Here is a 22,626-nt window from a genome sequence, read left to right on the forward strand (position 1 = left end):
GATAGGAGACTGGGAACTAGCACAAGCAAGCTAAACGCCCCGCCATCACTAAGGGCGCTCCAGCTACTATTCCCCTGGTGTTCGCATATAAATTACTTGATCTTGGACATTGTAAATAAACAGAGGCAAATTGGCATTTTCGCTAATTACTGTTAAAGCTTCTTGTAAGGTTTGCCAATGATTAGCAACGCCAATTGCAGCCTCAGAATCTTGAGTGTTGTTCTTGGAAACAGTACTTTGTAGTACCTGTTCATATTCAGGGGTAATTTTGACGATGATTCCTTTATCGTCTACGGTAAAGTTACAAATCCTAATTTCACTAGAGCAAGTTTTATTTAAGTCAGCACGGGTTTGCTGCCAACTATTATTTAAAATTAGTTTTTCTTGCGCCTGTTGCAGGGAAGCTGAATATGGTGTGATTAAACTCTGAGCTTGAGTGTAATACAAGCTATTGTTAGAAATTTGTTTAGCTGCCTGTAAAGCTTGTTGCCAGTAAATAACAGCTGCTTGCCATTCTTGTTTTTGCTCATAAGCTTTAGCTTGGCTGGCTATAACAAGAATTTGTTGGTAGCTTTTAGCTGCTAGTTGTTCGATGGTAACGCGATCGCGCGCTCTTGCAAGTTTAGGTTTATATTCTAGTAATAGTTGTTGTGCCTCTTGAGATGCTGGACTCGAAGGAGGTATAACATTCAAGGCATTAATTACTACTTGCCAAGTAGACTGCACCTTTTGCCAATCTTTCAAAGATTTGGCTGTTGTTTCCCACTTGTTGGCTACACTAGCCACGCCTTTCGCATCTGCTAACTTTTTCACCCACTTTTCTTGAGCGAGTAATTGCTGATTGATAGTTTGCAAATGAATCCGATATTTCAACAATTTTGGCTGTATCAGTCCATATAGTTCATGATTAGGGCTGATTGCTTCCAGGGGCGTTATCGCTTGTCGCCAAAGTTGTTGTCTAGCTTGTAATTCGCCTTGACTAGTAGCAGGAGTTTGCATTTTTTGCTCTGCAACTGAAGCCGCCTGCAAAGCTTTGTTGACTTGGCTAATTTTTTCGGAACGTCCAGACAGATTAGTTTTGAGTTCTGCTGCTTGTTGGTAATAAGATGACCAAGCAGGAATTACACCTAAGGCGGTGCTAGTTGTTTCTAACTGTTGTTGTAATGTTGTCAAGTCCTTTTCTGACCTAGCACGACTAATCAATTGGCGAAATTGAGTATTGAGTTGCTGGGCAGTTTGGAATTCTTGACACACAGACATCACACAAGGACGAGTCACTAGGTAAACACCACCACTACCTAAGAGAGAAATTCCCACCACAGTCCCTAACAAAATCTTTTTCAATGGACGCTGAGACGAGTTTGTTAATAAATCTGGTGTACCAGCTAGGGGGTCAAATACTTCTTCTTCGTCTTCGACGGCATCTGTTGTGGTTGAATAACTCAAAGGTAATGCTAAGGATGAAAAAGATGCTGCATCCTCGTCTTCTTGATCTTCATTATCTTGTGGAATGTCAGGGCTTTCCACCTGTCGGTATCCCTTCATAGTCAGGGAACGTTTAGCGTAAGGAAGTTTTTCCCCGACAATTCTCAGAAAACATTGGACTGGCTGATCCTGATAAGGTGGTAATGATTGCAGTGCTTCCTCAAGTACTGCAAAAATTTCTTGTGTATCAACTTTTACGCTAACTGGATGTTGAGCTAGGATCATTAACTCATCTTTGTTGACTGCACACTTAATCTGGAAAAATTCACCAGAGGGAACTTCGGCAAGAAATTGTTCTTGCAAAGTTCTGCTTAATAGCTGTAAATCTTCCTGCTGGACTGCTACTCTCATAGAGCCTTCCTGCTGGTCTTCTATAATATTTTCTGTATCGGTGAGAACCGAAAAAGAAGGGTGTTCGTTTGTTGAATACAGATGCACAGTGTAACCAACCATAACCGTAATATCTGATAGACCAACTTTTTAACACAACTTCTGAGTTTTCACCAAAAGAAAAATAATCCTCCAGGACTTAGTGCTATTAGTGTTTCAGAATGTTGATTATTAAATTTTATAATCTGAGTTGTAATAGAAATTACAATTCAAAAATGGGAATAATAAATTTTCTGGAAATTAAAACCGGGTATCAGGAGGAGGAATCTTATTGATAATTCTTTACTCCCCATTTTCAAGCTGATTTGATTGTGCAACTGTATATTTACTGATAGTATTAATTACTCCAGGTAGAAACAAGCTTATAGTATGTTGAGGAAGTTTTGTTCGCTTTAGCGTCTTTTTAGCAGAAAGTCATAGCTTGTTTGCTTGTAGAAGTATGGAGGCATGAGCCTTTCTATAGAGTACCTCTGACGTGAAAGTAGGGACTGGGCAATAGGGAGGGGTTAAAGTTTCTCACCTTCCAGAAAACAGGTCTAGAGCCTTTTGAGCGTTTGATGTTAATAAAAATAATTTTAAAATATCGTTTTAGGAGTTAATCCCAGAAATTAATTTGCTCCATGAAGGGAATTCGATAAAATTGATACGTAAAAAATCAGTTTTAATAGTGGGACAAGACTTGATTATGTGATGGAGGTGCGGTAAAAAATGGAAAATAGCACCAGAGAAATTTTCTAAACGTATAAATTAAGGTGCATAGCAATGGATTTATTGGAGTACCAAGTTAAAGAATGGTTTGGAGAAATAGGCATTCCTGTATTGCCATCCCAAAGAATTGACCATCCTACAGATTTAAAACGCTTAAAAATTCGCTACCCCATTGTGCTGAAATCACAGGTTCATGCGGGAGAGAGGGAAAAAGTCGGTGGTGTAAGAATGGTAGAAACCACAATCGACGCGATCGCAGCAGCTCAAACGATCTTTAATCTATCGATATGGGGTGAATTACCAGAAGTTCTGTTAGCAGAATCTAAGTATAATTCTCACCAAGAATTTTATTTGGCTGTAGTTTTAGATACTGCTGTTTGTCGTCCAGTACTTTTAGGTTCCACAGAAGCGGATATTGATTTAGAGTTAGCTGATCAAAAAATGCAGTATGTGGTGGTCGAGCAAGAATTTTCGCCTTTTTATGCTCGTAGGTTGGCTTTAAAGATGGGTCTGCAAGGTACGCTGATGCAGTCGGTCAGCACAGTGTTAGAAAAAATGTACCAGTTATTCGTGCAGAAAGACCTGGATTTAGTAGAAATAAATCCTCTGGGTGTCAACCTTGCTGGTGAGGTGATGGCTCTTAATGGTAAAGTTGGAGTCAACGAAAGGGCTATTGGGCGACATCCAGAAATTGCCGCAATGGCAGCCAAAATAATCCCTCGTCATTATGATAAAAGTTTTAGTAATGGGCGTGACTGGAATAATTTAGAAAAACAACGCAGAATTGGTATTTTAGGTAATGGTACTGGTTCTATCTTGGCGACCTATGATTTAGTTGCTAGTGGGGGTGGTAAACCAGGAATTTGTCTGAATCTACGCCACGCAGCAATTACTGATCTGTCACCAACTAAATTTGGCGATCGCCTCACCAAAGGTCTAAATACCTTGGCTGCTGACAAAAATACTCAAGTGATCTTGATTAACTTGCTAGGAAGTATTCCTCAACCAGAAGAAGCAGCACAAGCGATCGCTCAATTCATACAACAGAACAAAGGTGAATATCCACCATCAATTGCCAAGTCTAATGGTAAAAACCTTAGTCAACATCAGTCACCACAATTAGTCATTCGTCTAGCCGGTTCGGAGTTGAATGCAGCTAAGGAGGTTTTAGCGGCTTTACAAACCCATGAAGAGGGACTGATATTAGTAGAAGACTTAGACGAAGCAGTTGCAACCGCAGTTCGTTTGACTAAATCACACGCGTATAAAAAAGTTTCCTGAGTGGATGAATTATCAGTGCATAACAGGGTGTTGAGCAGCTTCCTGAATGCTGAGTTAAGAGGATATCATTAATTCGTAGTTCCCCTTGGGTCTGTGCTACCTTTCCCCAATTCCCATCCCTCACCTTATGAACTTAACGCCAGATAGTAAAGTTATTATTCAAGGCTTCCATGAATTCATTTCGGAGAATCATATTGCCCAGATGAAAGCCTATGGTACAAATTTGGTAGCCGGTGTTCAGCCTGGATACGGTGGACAGGAACTTTATCATCTGCCTGTTTTTGATTTGGTTGAGGAGGTAGTAGGGCAATTTGGCAGTATTGACACCACAATTATCTGTGTACACCCTTATCAAGTACTAGATGCGGCCTTAGAGGCGATCGCCTCTCATATCCGACAAATTATTATTATTTCTGCTGGTGTGCCACCTTTGGATATGGTGGAATTACTCCGCAAAGCTGAAGCCGGTGAAACTCTGGTAGTCGGTCCCAACAGTCCCGGAATCATTGTCCCAGGAAAAATCCTCTTGGGTACTCAACCAAGTGAATTTTACACACCTGGAGTAGTAGGTATTGTTAGCCGTAGCAGTACTTTGACTTATGAAGTGGCGCGAGAATTAACTCAAGCTGGCTGGGGACAATCAATTAGTGTGAGCATTGGTAGTGATGCGATTGTCGGTTCATCATTTCTGCAATGGTTACAAATTCTCGATGAGGATGAAACGACTGAGGCGATCGTTTTAGTCGGACAACCAGGTGGGGGTAGTGAAGAAGCAGCCGCACGATACATTACCGAAGCAATTGATAAACCAGTAATTGCTTATATCGCCGGCAGACAAGCACCACCGGGAAAAACTTGGCGACAAACTGGCACTTTAGCGACTGTTGTCGGTCGTCCACCTAATTTTGGCACTGCTCAAAGTAAAATAACAGCTTTTGAAGCAGCCGAAGTTCCTGTTGCGGAACGTCCTTCTTTGATTCCCCAATTATTAAAAAAGGCAATTCATTAATCAAAATTTATGAGTTGCTTTTCGGTGAACAGCATGGCAATTCCTTTCTCATAATAGGCGGCTTCGTTGATAAATATGGGGTAAACTATCGATGTACCTTCGTAGGCGATCGCTTTACCGTCTAAGGTTAAAAACAAAGGATCACCAGGATTTAGAGGTGCATAATCTCGAAATTGAATATCTGGATGAATCATCGCTTGAATGTCACCATTTCCATTTCTGGGGTAGTCAATAGTACCTGTAAATTTATAGAGAGATAGTAAATTATTGATTTTGGGAATATTGCCTTGATTATATTTTTCTACATAATCCAAAATCGTATATATTAATTGTTCAGTTTTTTGGAATAATTCAGCATTTAAGACACCTTGAGCTACTGCACCTACCTCAATCACAAAACCCAGTTTATTAAGAGAGCGCAGAAAATTGCTACCCTTTTCAGGGATAGTATAGCAAACCTTTACTAAAGGATTAATTTCACTTAAATAAGCACATAGCTTTAATAAAAATGGGTCTTGATTACCTAAAATAATACTCAATCCCATATTTGCAGTTGTACTGTGTAAATCAATAACTACATCTACTTTGGGTTGATTCTCTTCTCCTAAAACTCCGGCTATTTGTTTCGCCCTGATGTCTTCATAACTAGAAAGATTTGGATTTTGTAAACTTTCAGTTAAAAAGCAACGATTTAAATCTTTTTCAATGTAGCGCTTACCAGCCTCGAAAGCTTTGGGATTACCTAGTATTGTTAAGGTTTCAAAGCTAGGTTTTTGGATTACTTCAGGAAACTGTTGAAACTTTTTAACCAGGAATGCGCCTGTAAATTCATTCCCGTGAGTACCACCAATAATAGCAACACGATTGATTTTATTCATAGATGGGTTATATCAATTCAAAATTCAAAATTCAAAATTCAAAATTAAGAAAACAAAAATTGCTGGAAAATTCTAGTACCGCTAGCCATAATTCAGAATAAATACAGCATAAACATTTTGTTAACGTGAGTTCGACAAGTCTTTTTTGACCTCTCCCCCAACCCCTCTCTCTTGAAAAGTTCTGAGCGGAGGAAACCTCCGCTCAGACTTTTCGCTCCGACGCGGAGAGGGGAGTGAAGACAATGACATATCTACCAAAAATAAAGGTTTTAACGCCTCTCTCCTTGCAGGGGAGAGGTTTGGAGAGGGGTTTTTCCAACCCTCTAACTCACGTTTTGTTAATTGGGAATAAATGTTTCTCTCGAATACAAGTCGTAGCCATACAGACAAAACCCGCGCAGGCGGGTTTAAAAAGCTTGATTTTTTTGTTAATCCACCTGCGTAGACTGAGTTTGTGTCATAGCCCTTGTTCTCAGCCCCATCTACAACCCCAAACGATCCAAAATAAAAGCATACTCAAAAGCAAGTTCTCGTAGGCTTTCATAACGTCCAGATGCGCCACTATGACCCGCATCCATGTTAGTTTTCAACAACAGAACATGATCATCTGTTTTGAGTTCTCGCAGTTTGGCTGTCCATTTGGCTGGTTCCCAATATTTAACGCGAGAATCATTTAAGCCAGCAGTAATTAACAAATGGGGATAATCTTTGGCTGCGACATTATCGTAGGGTGAGTAAGATTTCATATACTCATAGTAGACTTTATCGTTAGGATTACCCCATTCTTCCCACTCCATTGCTGATAAGGGCAAAGATGTATCTAAAATTGTTGTCACTACATCTACAAAAGGTACATCGGCAACTACAACTTTAAACAATTCGGGACGCAAATTAATCACCGCTCCCATCAATAAACCACCTGCACTACCGCCTGTAATAGCTAGGCGATCGCTTGTTGTCCAACCTTCGTTGATTAAATACTCAGCACAGGCGATAAAATCTGTAAAGGTGTTCTTTTTCTGTAAAAATTTGCCATCTTCATACCACTTGCGCCCCATTTCTTCACCACCTCGAATGTGGGCAATAGCAAACACTATACCCCGGTCTAGCAATGCTAGTCTAGCTGATGAAAACGATGCCGGATAAGATGCACCATAGGCTCCATAACCTGTCAGCAGTAAAGGATTTTTCCCATCTTTTTCAATCCCTTTTTTGTACACAATTGATATGGGAATTTGTGTACCATCTTTAGCAGTAGCAAGTAACCACTCACTCTGATATTGATTTTTGTCATAGTCTCCCAGAACTTCTGTCTGTTTTTTTAACTCCTGCTCGTGGGTTTCCATATCATAATCAAACACAGATGGCGGTGTAATCAAAGAAGTGTAATTAAACCGCAAAATATTAGTATTAAATTCCGGGTTATTCCCTTCATAAAACTGGTAAGTTGGTTCTGGGAAAATAATATTACTTTCACTACCTGTAGATATATTTTGTACTCTAGCAGTTTGTAAGCCATCTTTTCTTTCATAGATGACTAAGTGATTAATAAACAGGCTAACTCCAGATAACAGCACATCTTCACGGTGGGGAATAACAGTTTGCCAATTCTCCTTGGATGGCATAGTTAGGGGAGTTCTTACTAATTTAAAGTTTGTAGCAGCTTTATTTGTGACTATATAAAAGTAATCACTATGATGCTCAACGTCATATTCTACTCCAGGTTCCCGTGGATAAATTATCTGAAAGTTACTCTCAGGATTATTGGCATCTAAATAGTGAACTTCTGTAGTGATGCTGCTTTGCAAAGTCATCAATATATATGCTTGACTGCGGGTCTTCCCTACATATAAAGCATAAGCATGATCTGGTTCATGGTAGATTAATTGATCTTGTGTAGGTGGTGTTCCTAAAGTGTGCTTAAAAAGCTGGTAAGGACGATTCGCCGCATCAATTTTTGTATAAAATGATGTTTGATTATCATTACACCAACAAAAAGAAAAATAAGTATCAGCAATAGTTTCTGGATATAACTCACGGTTTGTTAAGTCAAGAAATAAAAGCGTATATTGCTCGGAACCACTGGTGTCATAGGAATAGGCTAGTATTTGATGATTGGGGCTAATAGCAAATATGCCTAATTCAAAAAAATCGTGTCCGGCAGCTAACTCATTCTCGTCTAAAAGTACTTCTTCTGGAGCATCTAAATTGCCTTCTTTTCGACAATGAATTCTATAATCTTTGCCGGCTTCAGTTCGAGAATAATAATAATAATTATCCTTGCGATATGGTACGGATAAATCAGTTTCCTTGATCCGTGAGAGCATTTCATTATAAAGAGTTTTTTGCAGCGTTTCTGTGTGCTGCATCATGACTTTTGTATATGAATTTTCTGCTTCTAGATATGCCACTACCTTTGGATTATCTATATCGCGCATCCAAAAGTAATTATCTACTCGGCGATCGCCATGCAATTCTAAAACTTGGGGCTGTTTATCCGCAATGGGTGGCGTGATTTGATTTTGCGAAATCTTGTCCTTATTCATCATATATGCAACCTGTACTCTAGATCCAGCAAATAGCCACTTAAGATGAGCTAGTAATTCCGATTTTCCGATGTGATTTTCTTCTTAAACTACATAAGCCAATTGCCGGGATAATTCCTAGAATAATAGCGGTAAATCCTTGTTGACTCCAATACAATATAGGAGTTCGGTAATTTTCGGGAAATAAATTTTGCCCCAAAGAAAGCAACCAAACTAACAAACTAATACACAGGAAAGAAATGGAAGGAAACAAAGTCCACCACCAAGATTTAGTCGTATAACGTCTTAAAACTAACCATTGAAACAATCCCAGCCAAATTCCGGAAAAAATGTATAAAAATGTTGACAAAAAAGCCAATATAACGGTTATTTCTAAGGTTAAACTTTCCTTGAGGGAAGTTGCAATAGATGAAATATAATTAGCCCAACCACTCGCCACACTATGGGCAATCAACCAACCTATGCTGGTAGCCAGTAGCCACAAGCGTCCAGAAATATAACGGCGGATAACTAAAGCTTGATCGGCAGCAAAAACTACAGCAAACACAACATTACTTAGCAATTTTACCCAAAAACTCCAGGTTTCTGGTGCAGAGGCAAAAGCATTCGGCAGGCTTTCCCAGAAAACTTTTTCTAAAGCGATACTGGCAATACCACCTACAACCCAGCCCATAATAGTCATCACGGTAAATTGCAGAAAGAATATCCGACGTTGGGAACGTGGTATCAATAACTTACTTACGTAAGAATTAGTGTTAGCTGATGCAACACGAGGTGAGCTATGAAAATTGGTTGGCATATTAAGTTTAGTAAAGCTATGAAAAAAGGCAAAAGTTAAAAGACAGAGGACAGAATTTGACTAAAGATGTTTATAACTCAACTACTGAATTTCCCTTTTATCAGCGTTTTCAAGTTATTTTGACTCAAGCAAAAAAAGCAATACTAAACCGCAAATTTATTTCCCACCTCCTGCTTCCTGCCTCCTGCCCCCTACCTCCCTTCGATAAAGCGTAATCCCAGAATGATAAGCTAAACAGTGACATAAAAAAGTGACTTAGGATGAAGTGTTAAATGGGTGTTACTTCAACGGCTCCTCACCTTTTGCGGGCTGCTCGTGGTGAAATTGTAGATCGTCCCCCTGTATGGATGATGCGCCAAGCAGGACGATACATGAAAGCATATCGGGATTTAAGGGAAAAGTATCCTTCATTTCGCGATCGCTCTGAAATTCCAGAGGTAGCGATTGAAGTTTCCCTACAACCTTGGAAAGCTTTCCAGCCAGACGGAGTAATTTTATTTTCCGATATTGTCACCCCCTTGCCAGGCTTAGGGATTGAAATGGACATTGCGGAAGGTAAAGGCCCCATCATTCATGCGCCCATTCGCACTCAAGCACAAATTGAACAACTGCGTCCCTTAGAACCAGAAGCAGCTTTACCGTTCATTAAAACCATATTGCAGGCTTTACGCCAAGAAGTGGGTCATCAATCAACGGTATTAGGCTTTGTAGGTGCGCCTTGGACGCTAGCCGCCTATGCTGTGGAGGGTAAAGGTTCCAAAACCTACTCCATCATCAAAAATCTGGCATTCTCAGAACCAGCGATTCTGCATCAACTGTTAACTAAATTAGCAGATGCGATCGCCATTTATGCTCGTTACCAAATCGACTCCGGCGCACAAGTAGTACAAATGTTCGATTCTTGGGCAGGACAACTCAGCCCCCAAGATTATGACACCTTTGCCCTACCCTATCAGCAGCGAGTATTCCAGCAAATCAAGCAAACCCATCCTGATACACCCTTGATTTTGCTAGTCAGTGGTAGCGCCGGCGTACTAGAACGCATGGGACAATCTGGTGCGGATATTGTCACCGTCGATTGGACAGTAGACATGGCTGATGCTAGAGCCAGATTAGGCAAACAGATGAAAGTACAGGGCAATCTTGACCCCGGTGTACTTTATGCCTCTAAACAGTTTATCCGCGATCGCATCATCGATACCGTTCGCAAAGCTGGTAACTGGGGTCATATTCTCAACCTTGGACACGGTGTACTACCAGACACACCAGAAGAAAACGTCGCCTTCTTCTTTGAAACAGCCAAGCAACTAAATGTTTTGGTGTAGTCAGTTGTCAGCTGACAGTTGACAGTTGACGATGGTCAGTTGTTAACTGTCAGTTGACAAATTCTCTTAATTTCCTCTCTGCGCCCACCGAAGTTTGCTCAACGGGGGGAACCCCCGCACCGCAACTTCTCTCTGCGTCTCTGCGTGAACAAATCACACTTAGGAACTTACCATATTTATTAGTTGTCAATTTATCACTACAACTAATAACCAAACTTTTAACACATGACCAAAAAAAGAATTTTTGTGACCGGTGCTAGTGGATGTATAGGTCACTATATTAGCGAAACCTTAATTCAAGAAACAGATTACGAACTATATTTACTAGTCAGAAACCCCAGTAAATTACAAGTTGATACTCAGATTCGTCCAGGTATCACTGTCTTACAGGGTGATATGCAGAATATTAGTCAATTTGCTGATTTATTATCCACAATTGATATAGCAGTCCTCACCGCAACCGCTTGGGGTGGTGAGCAAACCTTTGATATTAATGTATCTAAAACTATAGAGTTACTTAACCTATTAGATCCCGACCGTTGTCAACAAGTTATTTATTTTTCTACAGCCAGCGTTTTAGATAGTCACAATCAACCACTTAAAGAAGCTGGGGAAATTGGCACAGATTATATCCGGTCTAAATATGAATGCTTACATAAAATATCAGAATTAGGTATTGCCTCTAAAATCACCACAGTTTTTCCCACATTAGTTTTAGGTGGTGATAGCAAAAAACCTTACTCCCATCTCACATCAGGTATCCCCGAAGTTACCAAGTATGTTAATTTAATCCGCTTTTTACAAGCCGATGGTAGTTTCCACTTTATCCACGGCAAAGATATTGCCAGCGTAGTTAAATATTTAATAGTCAATCCTCCTCAAGAAAATACATCACGTAGATTAGTATTAGGACAAAAGCGTTTAACTGCTAACCAAGCAATAGAAGAAGTTTGCACCTATCTAGGCAAAAAGATTTCCTTCCGTATTCCCCTATCTTTGTCATTGGCAAATCTCATTATTGCCGTCTTTCGCATTCAGATGGCAGACTGGGATAGATTTTGTATGAACTATCGCCATTTCACCTATGACACAGTGATTAATCCTGATAGTTTTGGCTTGCCAAATTACTGTGCAACGATGAGTGATGTCTTAAAAATTAGCGGTGTTGATAGTTCTCACCAGTAATTTTCAATCTATGCAAAAATGGGCTGTAAATTTAAAATAAAACCAGGAAGAACATTTTCCCCGGATAAACTTGTAGGAGACTGTAATACCTCTGCTGCTTGATAAGGACGATAAATTATCACTAGTTTATCTTTGGGGTGAATTAACCAACCAAGCTGTAAACCATTTGCTAAATATTCCAGCATTTTGGCTTGAGTATCTTCTACATCATCAGTTTCCGAAACCAACTCCACTGCAAAATCTGGACACAAGGGAAGATATTTTTTCCTTTGTTGTGGAGTGAGAATATCCCATCTTTCCATCTTGACCCAAGAAGCATCAGGAGAACGAGTTGCACCATTGGGAAGTTTAAAACCAGTGGAAGAATCAAAAGCTTTGCCTAAATTATTCTGACTGTTCCACAACCATAGTTGACCCAACAAATCAAAATTACGGTTTCCTGTTTCCCCCCCAGTGGGTGACATAATGACCAATTCCCCTTCCGCAGTTAATTCCAAACGCAACTCTTGATTTACAGCCACAATTTGTTCAAATTCCTCATCCGTAAATTTAAGATGAGGCGGTAACTGTAATGTTAAAGCAGTCATAATTCATTCCACCCTACTAAAATTCGGCGTTGCGGCAAACCCAGATGCAGTCAACAAGGAAGATTTAGCCCTCTACCTCTACTTTAAAAAGTATCGTCAATAAATGCCTGCTTTTGTAAGCTAACTTTTGCTGATGCTGCCGACTTTGGTGAAAATACGCCACGGTTTTGAAATAATACAAATGCTGCTACTGCTAGCAGAAAATAGCCAAAACTCTTTTGCAATCTAGCCGCAGGAACAAACCTAGTCAAATACGCACCAAGCAAAGTCCCACCGCTAGCAGCGAGTATAAAACTAAATATGAGGTTCCAATCTAGGGTGATGTGTCCCAGATAACCAAGAAATCCAGCGATCGCATTCATGGCGATAATGAATAAAGATGTGCCAATTGCTGCCTTCATCGGTAATTTAGCAAGTAACACCAAAGCTGGAATAATCGCAAACCCACCACCAACACCAACTAACCCCGTCAAACCACCAACGATAATTCCCTCACTCATCAACCACAACCAGCAATGTTTACAGACTGGTGGCGGGTAAGGTAACTCATCATAAGTTGTTTTAGTCCCCATACTGCGCTGAATCATGATGACACTAGCCACCAACATCAACAACCCAAACAGCAACATCTGTATGGTATCGGTAATAAATGGCAGAGTTGCCAACCTAGCACCGAAAAAAGCCCCTAACATTGTCGCCGCACCAAAAATATAGGCAGTTTTCCACTGGATATTTCCTGCACGCCAGTGGGAGATACTTCCTAATAAACTAACTGTACCAACAATTACCAGAGTCATAGCGATCGCATTTTTTGGGGCAATTCCCATGACATATACCAACACAGGTAAAGCCAGCACCGAACCACCCCCACCTAGTAACCCCAAACTAATGCCAATACCAACGGCGAGAAGATGACCAATTATCCAAGTCATATTTACGCCATCCGACGGTTATAAGGTAGTTTCGCCAGTAAGTTACCCATTGCACAGGTATTTGTCACCCCAGCAAACACCAACCCCCCGCCAACAAACCCACTCAAAATTAAGAACCAAGGTGAGACAAACGCACCTAAAACTGTTCCTAGAAAGACTAAGGAACCTGCAACAATTTGCACTTGTCGCATCAAGCTAATAGGGGCGCTGAGGTTAACTTTCGTGGGTAAACCTGCGGCTTTCCAGGTCGGTAGCCCGCCTTGGAGTTGATAAACGTTGCTAACACCCGCATCTATCAATTTCTGCACAGCTTGATGGGAACGATTCCCTGAACGACAATATAAAACGATGTTTTCACACTGGGGTGTTACTTGGTCAGCCGTGAAATTAGATAAAGGAAGTAGCTTTGCATCAGGAATATGTTCGGCTGCATACTCCGCCGCTTCGCGCACATCAATTAATAGAACTGTATTTTCCTCTATCCATTGCTTAAGCGTGATGGCATCGATTTCCGTCAAGTTTTTAGTGTTTGTCATTGTTTTAATTCCTGGTCAAAAATACTAATTTCTAAACCCTGATACTCAAGAAGAAGTCATCGCTACATCTCCGCAGCGCTGGTTTGCTGGCACAGCTTCCATAATTTTTCGTGGGTTTGGCAGATTTAAATTACCCATCAACTCGATAAATTCTGAACGACTGCGCCCAACCAATCGCAGATTAAACTTTTTTTCTTCGCCAATTGTGGACACTGTTTGTCCGTGATAATCGTGACCTGGATAAACGAGTGTCGAATCAGGAAGCGTCCAGAGGTTTTTGGTAATACTGTCGTAAAGTGCTGCTGCACTACCACTTTGAAAATCCGTGCGTCCACAGCCACGAATCAGCAGGGAATCTCCTGTGAGTAAGTGGGTTTTATTGACCAAATAAGCCAAGTGACTATCCGTGTGTCCTGGTGTAGCAATAGCTTCAATGACAATTGACCCGAATTGCAGCACGTCACCAGGCTGCATTTTTTTGTTAGCACAGGCGGCATTTGCACCAAAAGGCACAATGTTCTCACATCCTATTTTTTCACGCAGTTTCCCCGCACCCGTGATGTGGTCAGCGTGGATATGTGTTTCCAAACAGTAGCCTAGTGTCAAATCCAGTTCTGTCAATAACTTCTGGTCACGTTCGACTTGTTCAAGCACTGGGTCAACGAAAGCAGCAGTTTTAGTTTCCAAGTCTGCAATCAAATAAGTATAAGTGCTGGTTTCTGGGTCAAAAAGTTGCCGGAATAACATAGCTTTTGATGAGTAACGTCTCGTTTTTTCCACTATACTACTATATAGTAATATAATATTTATGTTTTATAATGCTTTAAGATAAATTGTCAAGAAAAACTATACTGAATTGCTCTTAAGTATGCTCGAATCGTCACCAACTGCACTTGCACCGGTAGCTGATTATTTCAAGGTATTGTCTGAAGTAAGTCGCTTACAAGTATTGTGTGCGCTTAAATCTGGTGCAAAAAATGTGACCGAAATTATAGAAATTACCCAACTCAAACAAGCTAATGTTTCCAAACACCTACAAATTTTGGCGCAGACTGGTATTATCAAGCGCCAACCCCAAGGGGTGAGTGTCTTTTATGAAATTGCTGACCCCATAATTTTTGAATTGTGTGAGTTGGTTTGTCAGCGATTGGCACTGCAATTATCAGAAAAATCGCAGCAACTCAAACAACTGGAAAATAGTGCATTAGGACTAAAAGATGGAATAACCGCACAGCGCGGCTGATACTTGATACATATCATGTGTTTTTAGTCAAGTATGCCTAAATTGAATTTTGCCATCTTCATGGAACACCACCCTGTGAGATCAAGTCCAATACGTAGTGTATTGTTTGAATAATTGCCAAGCAAAAGCATTAACGGTAAACTGAAGCCAATTTAGAAAATAAGTTAATAAGTAATTATTTTTGTTAGCGTGGGATTACAATCACAGCGTGAGGATTGATACAAGATGCGAATTCTACTAGTTTATCCAGTATTTCCAAAAACTTTTTGGTCATACGAAAAAATTCTAGCCTTAGTTGATCGCAAGGTGTTGTTACCACCCTTGGGTTTAGTAACAGTAGCAGCGATTCTGCCCCAGGAATGGGAATTTAAGCTGGTAGACCGCAATATCCGTCCAGTCACAGAGGAAGAATGGGCTTGGGCAGATATCGTTATTTTCTCAGCGATGATTGTCCAAAAACAAGATTTACTTGAGCAAATTCAAGAAGCAAAACAACGCGGTAAATTAGTCGCCGTAGGCGGCCCCTATCCCACCTCCACACCTTCTGATGTGCAGAACGTCGGGGCAGATTTCCTCATTCTTGATGAAGGGGAAATCACCCTGCCCATGTTTGTGGAAGCAGTGCAACGGGGAGAAACATCTGGGACTTTCCGCACCGCAGAAAAGCCAGATGTGACAAGCACACCCGTACCCCGTTTTGATTTACTAGAACTGGATGCCTATGACATGATGTCGGTGCAGTTCTCGCGCGGGTGTCCCTTTCAGTGCGAATTTTGTGACATCATTGTTCTCTACGGACGCAAACCACGCACCAAAACTCCAGCACAGTTGTTGGCAGAGTTAGATTACCTATATGAATTAGGCTGGCGGCGTGGTGTGTTCATGGTAGATGACAACTTTATTGGTAACAAGCGTAATGTGAAATTGTTACTGAAAGAGTTGAAAGTCTGGATGGCTGAACATCAATATCCCTTTAAATTTGATACAGAGGCTTCCGTTGACCTAGCGCAAGACCAAGAAATGCTGGATTTAATGGTCGAGTCTGGCTTCTCTGCGGTCTTTTTGGGAATTGAGACACCAGATGAAGATAGCTTACAACTAACCAAAAAATTCCAAAATACCCGCAGTTCCCTAACAGATGCAGTGCAAACCATCATTAAAGCTGGATTGCGCCCAATGGCTGGGTTTATCATCGGTTTTGATGGTGAAAAAGCAGGTGCAGGCGATCGCATCGTCCGTTTTGCTGAACAAGCCGGTATTCCCTCTACCACCTTCGCTATGTTGCAAGCCTTACCCAACACAGCATTATGGCATCGCCTGAAGAAGGAAGGACGACTACGGGAAAACAAAGAAAGTAACATCAACCAAACAACGTTGATGAACTTTATCCCCACCCGTCCCCTAGAAGATATTGCCAGGGAATATATAGAAGCCTTTTGTACTCTATACGACCCAGTAAAATACTTAGACCGCACCTATCGTTGTTTCCTTATGTTGGGTGCGCCCCGTTACAAAACACCATTCAAAATGCCAGAGTTGGTAGTCATTAAAGCCTTGTTAATCGTTATTTGGCGACAAGGTGTCAAACGAGAAACCCGTTGGAAGTTCTGGCATCACTTGTTTAGCATCCTCAAGCATAACCCTGGAGTGGTTGAACATTATATTTCCGCTTGCGCCCACAATGAGCATTTTCTAGAATATCGCCAAATTGTGCGCGACGAAATTGAAAAACAACTAGCTGAATATTTAGCCCAAGGTGCTGAGAAACCATACGTTGTCCCTGTAGAGACAAAAGCTGAAGCAGTAGTTAGTTAAATAGATAGAAAATAGTAAGCGATCGCTTTCTAATTATCACAGATTAGAAGGCGATCGCTTTCATCTTTAATTTGACCTAAGACTAATCTTGCTTTTGCGTCCCTTAGGCAGGCTCAAACTTTAACGATACACCATTCATACAGTAGCGCTTACCTGTGGGTGCAGGGCCATCATCAAACACATGACCTAAATGTCCGCCACAACGACTGCAATGTACTTCCACCCTAGTCATAAAAAACGATCTATCGGTAGTAGTGCCAATTGCACCTTCAATAGGTGTAAAGAAACTAGGCCAGCCAGTACCACTGTTAAATTTAGTATCGGATGTAAACAAGGGCTGTCCGCAACCAGCGCAAACATAAGTTCCCTCACTATATTCCTTATCGAGTGAACTAGTGAAAGCACGTTCAGTTCCATGTTTCCGCAACACACGAAACTGTTCTGGGGTTAATATTGTTTGCCATTCTTGTTCAGATTTGGCGATTTCAAACTTGGTATTAGAAGCTGCCATAATGCTTGACCTTTGGAAAATATAAGGTGGTAACAAAGCTGTGCCAACTAATGCAGCACTAGTTTGTAAAAAATAGCGTTTTTTCATATGCGCCGGATAGTTTTAATCAATCATCAATATTAGAGACCATAGGTGATAGAAAGCAGAGAAGAGGATTAAAAATTGCTTGGTGTAGGTGTTTTATGATGGGCAACTTCTATGATTATGAGTTTTTAGGGAGTTAGGGCAGTTTCCTGAACGGGAAAACTGCACGTATACAATAATTTTACATTACTTAACATAGCTTTCCCAGCTTGAAAAAGGGTGTATGGGAAAGATATCTTTCATTGGGACTGCTTTCTCCATGACACTACCTAATTAATAGACTTGGCAATTACCCCCAATTGCAGCCCCGGCGGATAACTACCTTCTTCTTTGATACGCTTAATTTCTGCGTCAGTCATACGCAAACCTAATTTTTGTGCCAATGCGCTGACAATATCTCCCCGGTCAATTATTCCCGCAACAGCGCCAGCCGGAGTAAGTACGGTGACACGGGGTAACTGTTCATTTTCTAGCTTGTTGATGACTTCAGCGATGACAGTGGATTCTGCAACTGTAGGTATTTCTGTGAGGGGATGGGCGATGCTGTGGAGAGTTTGAGTTTCCCATGCGCTTCTTTCCACCAGGCGTAAATCCTCAATGGCGACCATACCGCGATAACGACCATCGGAAGCAGCAAAATAAACTTCTGGGTTGGTAGTTGCCAATAGGTAGGAATCAGCAAAGGAACGTAAGGTCTGGTCGGCATCAATGACACGAAAATCACGAGTCATGGCATCAGCAGCCGTTACCTTTAGCAAGGTTTCTTGTAATGTGGTTACGCGGTCGTAGCTGTTGGCATTGCGAACCCCAAACCAACCTAACAGCACAATCCACAAGCCTGTAACTAATTCTCTAGTAAAGAAATCTACAGCAAAACCTAAGGCGATCGCACCATAACCTAAAATTTGTCCGGCTTTGGCTGCCCAATGTACTGCTTGAAAACGGTCTCCGGTAATTTGCCAGAGTGCAGCCTTCAACACTTGACCCCCATCTAAAGGTAAGCCGGGAATTAGGTTAAATAAGGCAACAATTAGGTTAATTCGTGCCAAATCAGCCACCATCAGACTAACCGGGCTACTATCAGATACAACAGTACTCCCCAACCGTAAGAGTAAAAATAAGCCAATACTCACCAAAGGCCCAGCAATGGCTACTTGAAACGCTTTACCCGGAGTTTTGGATTCTTCCTCAATGGCGGCAATCCCACCAAACAAAAATAAGGTAATAGAGTTAACTTTAATCCCTTGCGATCGCGCTGCCAAACTATGACCTAACTCATGCAATAACACCGAACCAAATAGCAACAACGCCATAATTAGTCCAGCCGTCCATGCTGTCGCCGTTCCCCATTCTTGATAAGCCACACCAAAGTTCAGTGTTGCTAAGCCCAAAATTACAAACCACAAAGGATCTAAAAATAGGGGAATACCAAATAAAGACCCGATTCTCCAATTTGTCTGCATCACATTGTCCTGAAACTAAATATTTTTAGTGAATACATCACATATACTATGTGTGTTTTTTTGTATAGGATTTTTCTATTTTCTTCATACTAGTAGACGACGTAAACTTACAACTATCTACCAATAGGAGTAACAAAATCAGCAGTTACTCATGTAGTTGCCCCAGATTCTAGAATAGACAATGTCACCTAATTGATCATGCAAAAAATAGAAAAATACAAGTTCTCAGCTATGAGTTACATCAGTTTTAATCTATGGCGATCGCCTCATACTGTTACTCTTGAATGTGGCTGATGTATAGCCAAATACAGTAAATCTATTTGTAACTAAAAAGAATGCTTGATTCCTTAAAAGTTGATATCTTATTAGGAATGTAGTTAAAATATATTTGCCACGCACTAACATATATTTTCATTATATATTATAATGCAAAACTAAACTCTTAATGAGTTGAGTTTGTGTGAGTGGTAGACGGTTAAAAAAACTCAACCATACATATTTTTAGATTGAACGTTATTACTTTTTTTAAATCACCAATCCAATCCACACGTAGTTTGTGGCGTATTGGACAAACAGTATTGGGTATTATATTCCGTCATCCCATCACAGGAACCAGTATCATCCCAATACTATCCGATGGTCGGATTGTATTAATTCGTAGACGAGACGATGGTTTATGGGCATTGCCTGGGGGTATGGTGGACTGGGGAGAAGACATTCCGACGACAGTCCGCCGCGAGCTATTGGAGGAAACAGGGCTAGAATTAACAAAAATTAGGCGTTTGGTAGGAGTTTACTCTTCACCAGACCGAGACCCTAGAATCCATTCGATTTGTGTTGTGGTTGAAGCCGAAGTAGAAGGGAAAATGGATATTCAGGATACCTTAGAAGTCATGGAAATCAAGGCTTTTACCCCTGGTTCCCTACCCCAAGGGCCAATGTCTCATGACCATACTCGACAACTACAGGATTACTTAAACGGATTAACAACCCTAGCATAAAAACTTATGTGAAATTTTAGGTGAAAATTAGCGATTGAAGATAAAGTCTGAATATTCTAGGACTTACGCACTGAACCAAAAAACCCTTCTGAGGGTGGTCAATAGTCCACAGTCCAAAAACCTTGATTTTGACTATTGACTACTGACTATTGACAAAAAAGCCAGAAAATTAGTAACACTGCGTAAGTCCTATATTCTAAAGAAAGATAAACAACACATTAAAATGGATACGCTATTACGTAACGCCCGGAGAAAACTATCTCAAGGGCTATTATTCTGGCGTGAAGCTGGTGAGGGGATTCCTGTAGTTTTGTTACATGGTGCTTGGTATGAAAGTAGCCAATGGGTGGAAGTCATGGAATCACTTTCACAGAATTTTCATTGCTTTGCACCAGATTTATTAGGTTTTGGAGAATCAGAAAAACCCAATATTCATTACTCAATTGATTTACAAGTAGAGTGCATAGCTGAGTTTTTCCAAGCTTTAAAGCTAGAAAAAGTCTATTTATTGGGAGATTCACTAGGTGCTTGGATTGCAGCTAGTTATGCCTTAAAGTATCCAGAACAAGTGTATGGGTTAGTTTTGTTAGCACCGGAGGGTGTGCAGATAGAGGGGCAATCACAAAATTGCCAGAAAATGCGGCGGTTGAGCAAGCGATCGCCATTATTATTTAAAATAATGCGATCGCTCAGTTTTTTAACTAAGATTTTTGGGCTAGACAAGAAGATAGAGCAAGATTGGCAAACACGGCAAAAATTACTGCAAAATCCTACAGCCGCCCAGTTATTGTTTCAACGCCAGCAACCAGAAATCGAAGCAGAACTACTGCAAAGCTATCTATCTAAATTAGAAATCCCAGTACTAGTTTTGCAAGGTGGCAAAGATAAGCCAGATGCCCTAGCTAGAAGTCAGTTTTATACTAAACTGATTCCTCAAGCAGAATTAAAAATTATTGCTCATGGTGAAAGCAATTTACCAGAATCCTGTGTTGGGATTGTAGCTGGAGAAATTCGGGAGTTTATAACTAATTCCCCGTCCTATCCCTGCTGAATTTCCAAAGGACACATCGAGTCCATAATGGAAGCGCCACCATCCACATGAATTATTTGACCTGTAATAAAGCTAGCTTCCTGCATACATAAGAGCATAGCTGCATTAGCAATGTCATCTGGAGTTCCCACCCGTTTCATGGGTGTCCATCCACTCTCATGCCAATTTTGTGTGGCTTCCTGTGCTGCTGTTGGTAAAGAACGCAAGACTCCTCCTTCCAAGGGGTTTGGTTCACCAAAGATAACTCCAGGGCTAATGCCATTAACAGTAATACCACGGGAACCAAGGGCAACGGCAAAATAGCGACAAAGCGATTCTAGCGCAGCTTTAGCCGTTCCCATTGCCATCCAAGGCTGCCAGCTACCAGTACGCCCACTTGGTGAATAGGTGATGGCGATGATTCTGCCTCCATCTCGCATCAGACTGGCAGCTTGTTGAGTTCCCAATAGGAAGGCCTGTGCTTGAGAATCTATCGCCGCACGCCAGTGGTCTAATGTCATCTTCATTGGAGAATGGTAGAAAGTTGCTAAGTCTGGTCTGGCGCAGTTGACGAAGATATCTAGACTGCCGAATTTATCCTTAACCTGACTAAACATCCGATTAATATCTTGAGGCTGTAAAATGTCGGCTTGCACAATAAAGCCTTCTCCACCTCGTTCTCGTACTTGTACTAGGGTATTTTCCGCCGCTTCATCATTTTTGTGGTAGTGAATAGCTACTTTCACCCCATGTTCGGCTAGTTTTAAGGTGATTGCTCTACCGATACCGCGTGAGCCTCCGGTAACTAATACGTGTTTACCGTTAAGCGACATCTCAAAACCTCACGTACATGACAATAACTTTAATCTAGTACGTAATAGAGGTGGATATGATTTACCAATGATGATAATACCTTAAATTTTCTGTTAAGCAACACCTGCCACGATTGTTTGCATACCCCAAAAAATCATGTTTGGTTCCACTATTAAACGCCCTGCTAGCTCAGGATATAGAGCTTGGAGGTAATTTAATAGTAAGATGCGATCGCCTCCTTTAATTGCCACCTTCCCATCAGGAAACAAAGACAACCACTCTTCCGTAAAATCCCTGATTCCCGCTATTAGGGTATAAATCACACCGCTTTGGATTGCTTCTGCTGTATTCAGCGCAAAATGTGGAGGTAAAGATTTAATCTCTGCCATCTCTACTTGCGGTAATTGTTCAGTTTTTTGACCTAAACTCGCAAATTGTAAACCCACCCCCGGCAAAATCGCCCCACCAACCAAATTCCGTTCACCATCCGCCGCCGTAAAAGTTAGCGCTGTCCCCGCATCAATTACCAACATCGGAAAACCCCAACTCATTCCCGCCCCCCACAAAGCCAAAGCCCGGTCAATTCCCAAGGTAGGATATGTATTGTTAAGAGGTATCTGGTCTAAAGTAATTACGCGAACATTAGGGTAACTTTGCCAAAGTGCAGTTTGCTTAGGAACAACGGAGGCGATGAACAGGGGTAGAGGGTGAGACAGCTCGGTCTTGGGGGTTTCCCCCATTAGCGACTGCGAACCCGAAGGGCAGGGGGCAGGGGGCAGGGGGGGAAATGTAGAGGAAGATATTCCCTTTTCCCCAGTTCCCAACTCCCAGTTTGTCTCACCGTTACCTAACTGCTGTATAACTGACTCAGGTAGATATTCTGTATCCCATGTAAACTTAAGGGATTCGCCCATGAATAAAGCCCAATGTAGCCGGGAATTACCGATTTCCAAGGCTAGCCACTGATTTTCTACGTGTTTTGGAAACTGCTGTGATATCACTTTT

At 41.2% G+C, this 22,626-nt stretch carries 20 protein-coding genes; 8 read left to right on the forward strand and 12 right to left on the reverse strand.

Annotation, left to right across the window (positions count from 1 at the left end):
* Positions 1-66 precede the first annotated feature (66 nt).
* Positions 67-1,938, reverse strand: a complete 1,872-nt coding sequence (locus tag GSQ19_RS14190) for a hypothetical protein (RefSeq protein WP_011318584.1) — start codon at positions 1,936-1,938, stop codon at positions 67-69.
* A 699-nt stretch (positions 1,939-2,637) separates the two neighbouring features.
* On the opposite strand from GSQ19_RS14190, the gene GSQ19_RS14195 reads away from it, so the two are divergent.
* Both GSQ19_RS14195 and GSQ19_RS14200 read left to right on the forward strand, forming a co-directional pair.
* Positions 2,638-3,864: a succinate--CoA ligase subunit beta gene (locus GSQ19_RS14195; RefSeq protein WP_011318585.1), complete on the forward strand. Its 1,227-nt coding sequence runs from the start codon at positions 2,638-2,640 to the stop codon at positions 3,862-3,864.
* A gap of 127 nt (positions 3,865-3,991) precedes the next feature.
* The gene (locus GSQ19_RS14200; RefSeq protein WP_011318586.1) at positions 3,992-4,873 is read left to right on the forward strand and encodes a succinate--CoA ligase subunit alpha; all 882 of its coding nucleotides are present in this window, start codon (positions 3,992-3,994) and stop codon (positions 4,871-4,873) included.
* Here the strand turns inward: GSQ19_RS14200 and GSQ19_RS14205 are convergent.
* The 3 genes from GSQ19_RS14205 to GSQ19_RS14215 form a co-directional block, all read right to left on the reverse strand.
* Positions 4,870-5,751, reverse strand: coding sequence for an aspartoacylase (locus tag GSQ19_RS14205; protein ID WP_011318587.1), 882 nt, complete (start codon positions 5,749-5,751; stop codon positions 4,870-4,872). The genes GSQ19_RS14200 and GSQ19_RS14205 overlap by 4 nt on opposite strands.
* Before the next feature lie 482 nt (positions 5,752-6,233).
* Positions 6,234-8,297: a S9 family peptidase gene (locus GSQ19_RS14210; RefSeq protein ID WP_041456129.1), complete on the reverse strand. Its 2,064-nt coding sequence runs from the start codon at positions 8,295-8,297 to the stop codon at positions 6,234-6,236.
* A 40-nt stretch (positions 8,298-8,337) separates the two neighbouring features.
* Positions 8,338-9,096: a hypothetical protein gene (locus tag GSQ19_RS14215; protein WP_011318589.1), complete on the reverse strand. Its 759-nt coding sequence runs from the start codon at positions 9,094-9,096 to the stop codon at positions 8,338-8,340.
* 272 nt (positions 9,097-9,368) lie between these two features.
* On the opposite strand from GSQ19_RS14215, the gene hemE reads away from it, so the two are divergent.
* Positions 9,369-10,421, forward strand: coding sequence for a uroporphyrinogen decarboxylase (gene hemE, locus GSQ19_RS14220; protein WP_011318590.1), 1,053 nt, complete (start codon positions 9,369-9,371; stop codon positions 10,419-10,421).
* A 225-nt stretch (positions 10,422-10,646) separates the two neighbouring features.
* Positions 10,647-11,606 (forward strand): NAD-dependent epimerase/dehydratase family protein, encoded by a 960-nt coding sequence (locus tag GSQ19_RS14225; protein ID WP_011318591.1) that lies wholly within the window; start codon positions 10,647-10,649, stop codon positions 11,604-11,606.
* 8 nt (positions 11,607-11,614) lie between these two features.
* Here GSQ19_RS14225 and GSQ19_RS14230 read toward each other — a convergent pair whose 3' ends face one another.
* The 4 genes from GSQ19_RS14230 to GSQ19_RS14245 all read right to left on the reverse strand — a co-directional run bounded on the left by GSQ19_RS14230 (position 11,615) and on the right by GSQ19_RS14245 (position 14,408).
* Positions 11,615-12,193, reverse strand: coding sequence for a Uma2 family endonuclease (locus tag GSQ19_RS14230; RefSeq protein ID WP_011318592.1), 579 nt, complete (start codon positions 12,191-12,193; stop codon positions 11,615-11,617).
* A gap of 83 nt (positions 12,194-12,276) precedes the next feature.
* Positions 12,277-13,125, reverse strand: coding sequence for a sulfite exporter TauE/SafE family protein (locus tag GSQ19_RS14235; protein WP_011318593.1), 849 nt, complete (start codon positions 13,123-13,125; stop codon positions 12,277-12,279).
* 2 nt (positions 13,126-13,127) lie between these two features.
* On the reverse strand, positions 13,128-13,661 hold the full coding sequence (locus GSQ19_RS14240; RefSeq protein WP_011318594.1) for a rhodanese-like domain-containing protein: 534 nt from the start codon (positions 13,659-13,661) through the stop codon (positions 13,128-13,130).
* 45 nt (positions 13,662-13,706) lie between these two features.
* Positions 13,707-14,408 carry an MBL fold metallo-hydrolase gene (locus GSQ19_RS14245; protein WP_011318595.1) on the reverse strand — a complete coding sequence of 234 codons (702 nt, stop codon included), beginning with the start codon at positions 14,406-14,408 and terminating at the stop codon, positions 13,707-13,709.
* Between the two features lie 121 nt (positions 14,409-14,529).
* On the opposite strand from GSQ19_RS14245, the gene GSQ19_RS14250 reads away from it, so the two are divergent.
* The gene (locus GSQ19_RS14250) at positions 14,530-14,904 is read left to right on the forward strand and encodes an ArsR/SmtB family transcription factor (protein WP_011318596.1); all 375 of its coding nucleotides are present in this window, start codon (positions 14,530-14,532) and stop codon (positions 14,902-14,904) included.
* Positions 14,905-15,129: 225 nt separating this feature from the next.
* Complete coding sequence (locus GSQ19_RS14255) at positions 15,130-16,719, forward strand: B12-binding domain-containing radical SAM protein (protein ID WP_011318597.1); 1,590 nt, start codon at positions 15,130-15,132, stop codon at positions 16,717-16,719.
* 103 nt (positions 16,720-16,822) lie between these two features.
* On the opposite strand, the gene msrB is transcribed toward GSQ19_RS14255, so the two are convergent.
* A complete protein-coding gene (msrB, locus tag GSQ19_RS14260; protein WP_011318598.1) occupies positions 16,823-17,317 on the reverse strand; it encodes a peptide-methionine (R)-S-oxide reductase MsrB in 495 nt (164 codons plus the stop codon).
* Between the two features lie 266 nt (positions 17,318-17,583).
* Complete coding sequence (locus GSQ19_RS14265; protein WP_011318599.1) at positions 17,584-18,777, reverse strand: site-2 protease family protein; 1,194 nt, start codon at positions 18,775-18,777, stop codon at positions 17,584-17,586.
* A 506-nt stretch (positions 18,778-19,283) separates the two neighbouring features.
* On the opposite strand from GSQ19_RS14265, the gene GSQ19_RS14270 reads away from it, so the two are divergent.
* Together GSQ19_RS14270 and GSQ19_RS14275 are read left to right on the forward strand one after the other, a co-directional pair.
* Complete coding sequence (locus GSQ19_RS14270; protein ID WP_011318600.1) at positions 19,284-19,778, forward strand: NUDIX hydrolase; 495 nt, start codon at positions 19,284-19,286, stop codon at positions 19,776-19,778.
* A 223-nt stretch (positions 19,779-20,001) separates the two neighbouring features.
* Positions 20,002-20,829 carry an alpha/beta fold hydrolase gene (locus GSQ19_RS14275; protein WP_011318601.1) on the forward strand — a complete coding sequence of 276 codons (828 nt, stop codon included), beginning with the start codon at positions 20,002-20,004 and terminating at the stop codon, positions 20,827-20,829.
* Here the strand turns inward: GSQ19_RS14275 and GSQ19_RS14280 are convergent.
* Positions 20,817-21,641: an SDR family oxidoreductase gene (locus tag GSQ19_RS14280; RefSeq protein ID WP_011318602.1), complete on the reverse strand. Its 825-nt coding sequence runs from the start codon at positions 21,639-21,641 to the stop codon at positions 20,817-20,819. The genes GSQ19_RS14275 and GSQ19_RS14280 overlap by 13 nt on opposite strands.
* 93 nt (positions 21,642-21,734) lie before the next feature.
* Positions 21,735-22,622: a pantothenate kinase gene (locus GSQ19_RS14285; protein ID WP_011318603.1), complete on the reverse strand. Its 888-nt coding sequence runs from the start codon at positions 22,620-22,622 to the stop codon at positions 21,735-21,737.
* Positions 22,623-22,626: the final 4 nt, after the last annotated feature.

This window comes from Trichormus variabilis 0441, from assembly GCF_009856605.1.
GTDB lineage: Bacteria > Cyanobacteriota > Cyanobacteriia > Cyanobacteriales > Nostocaceae > Trichormus > Trichormus variabilis.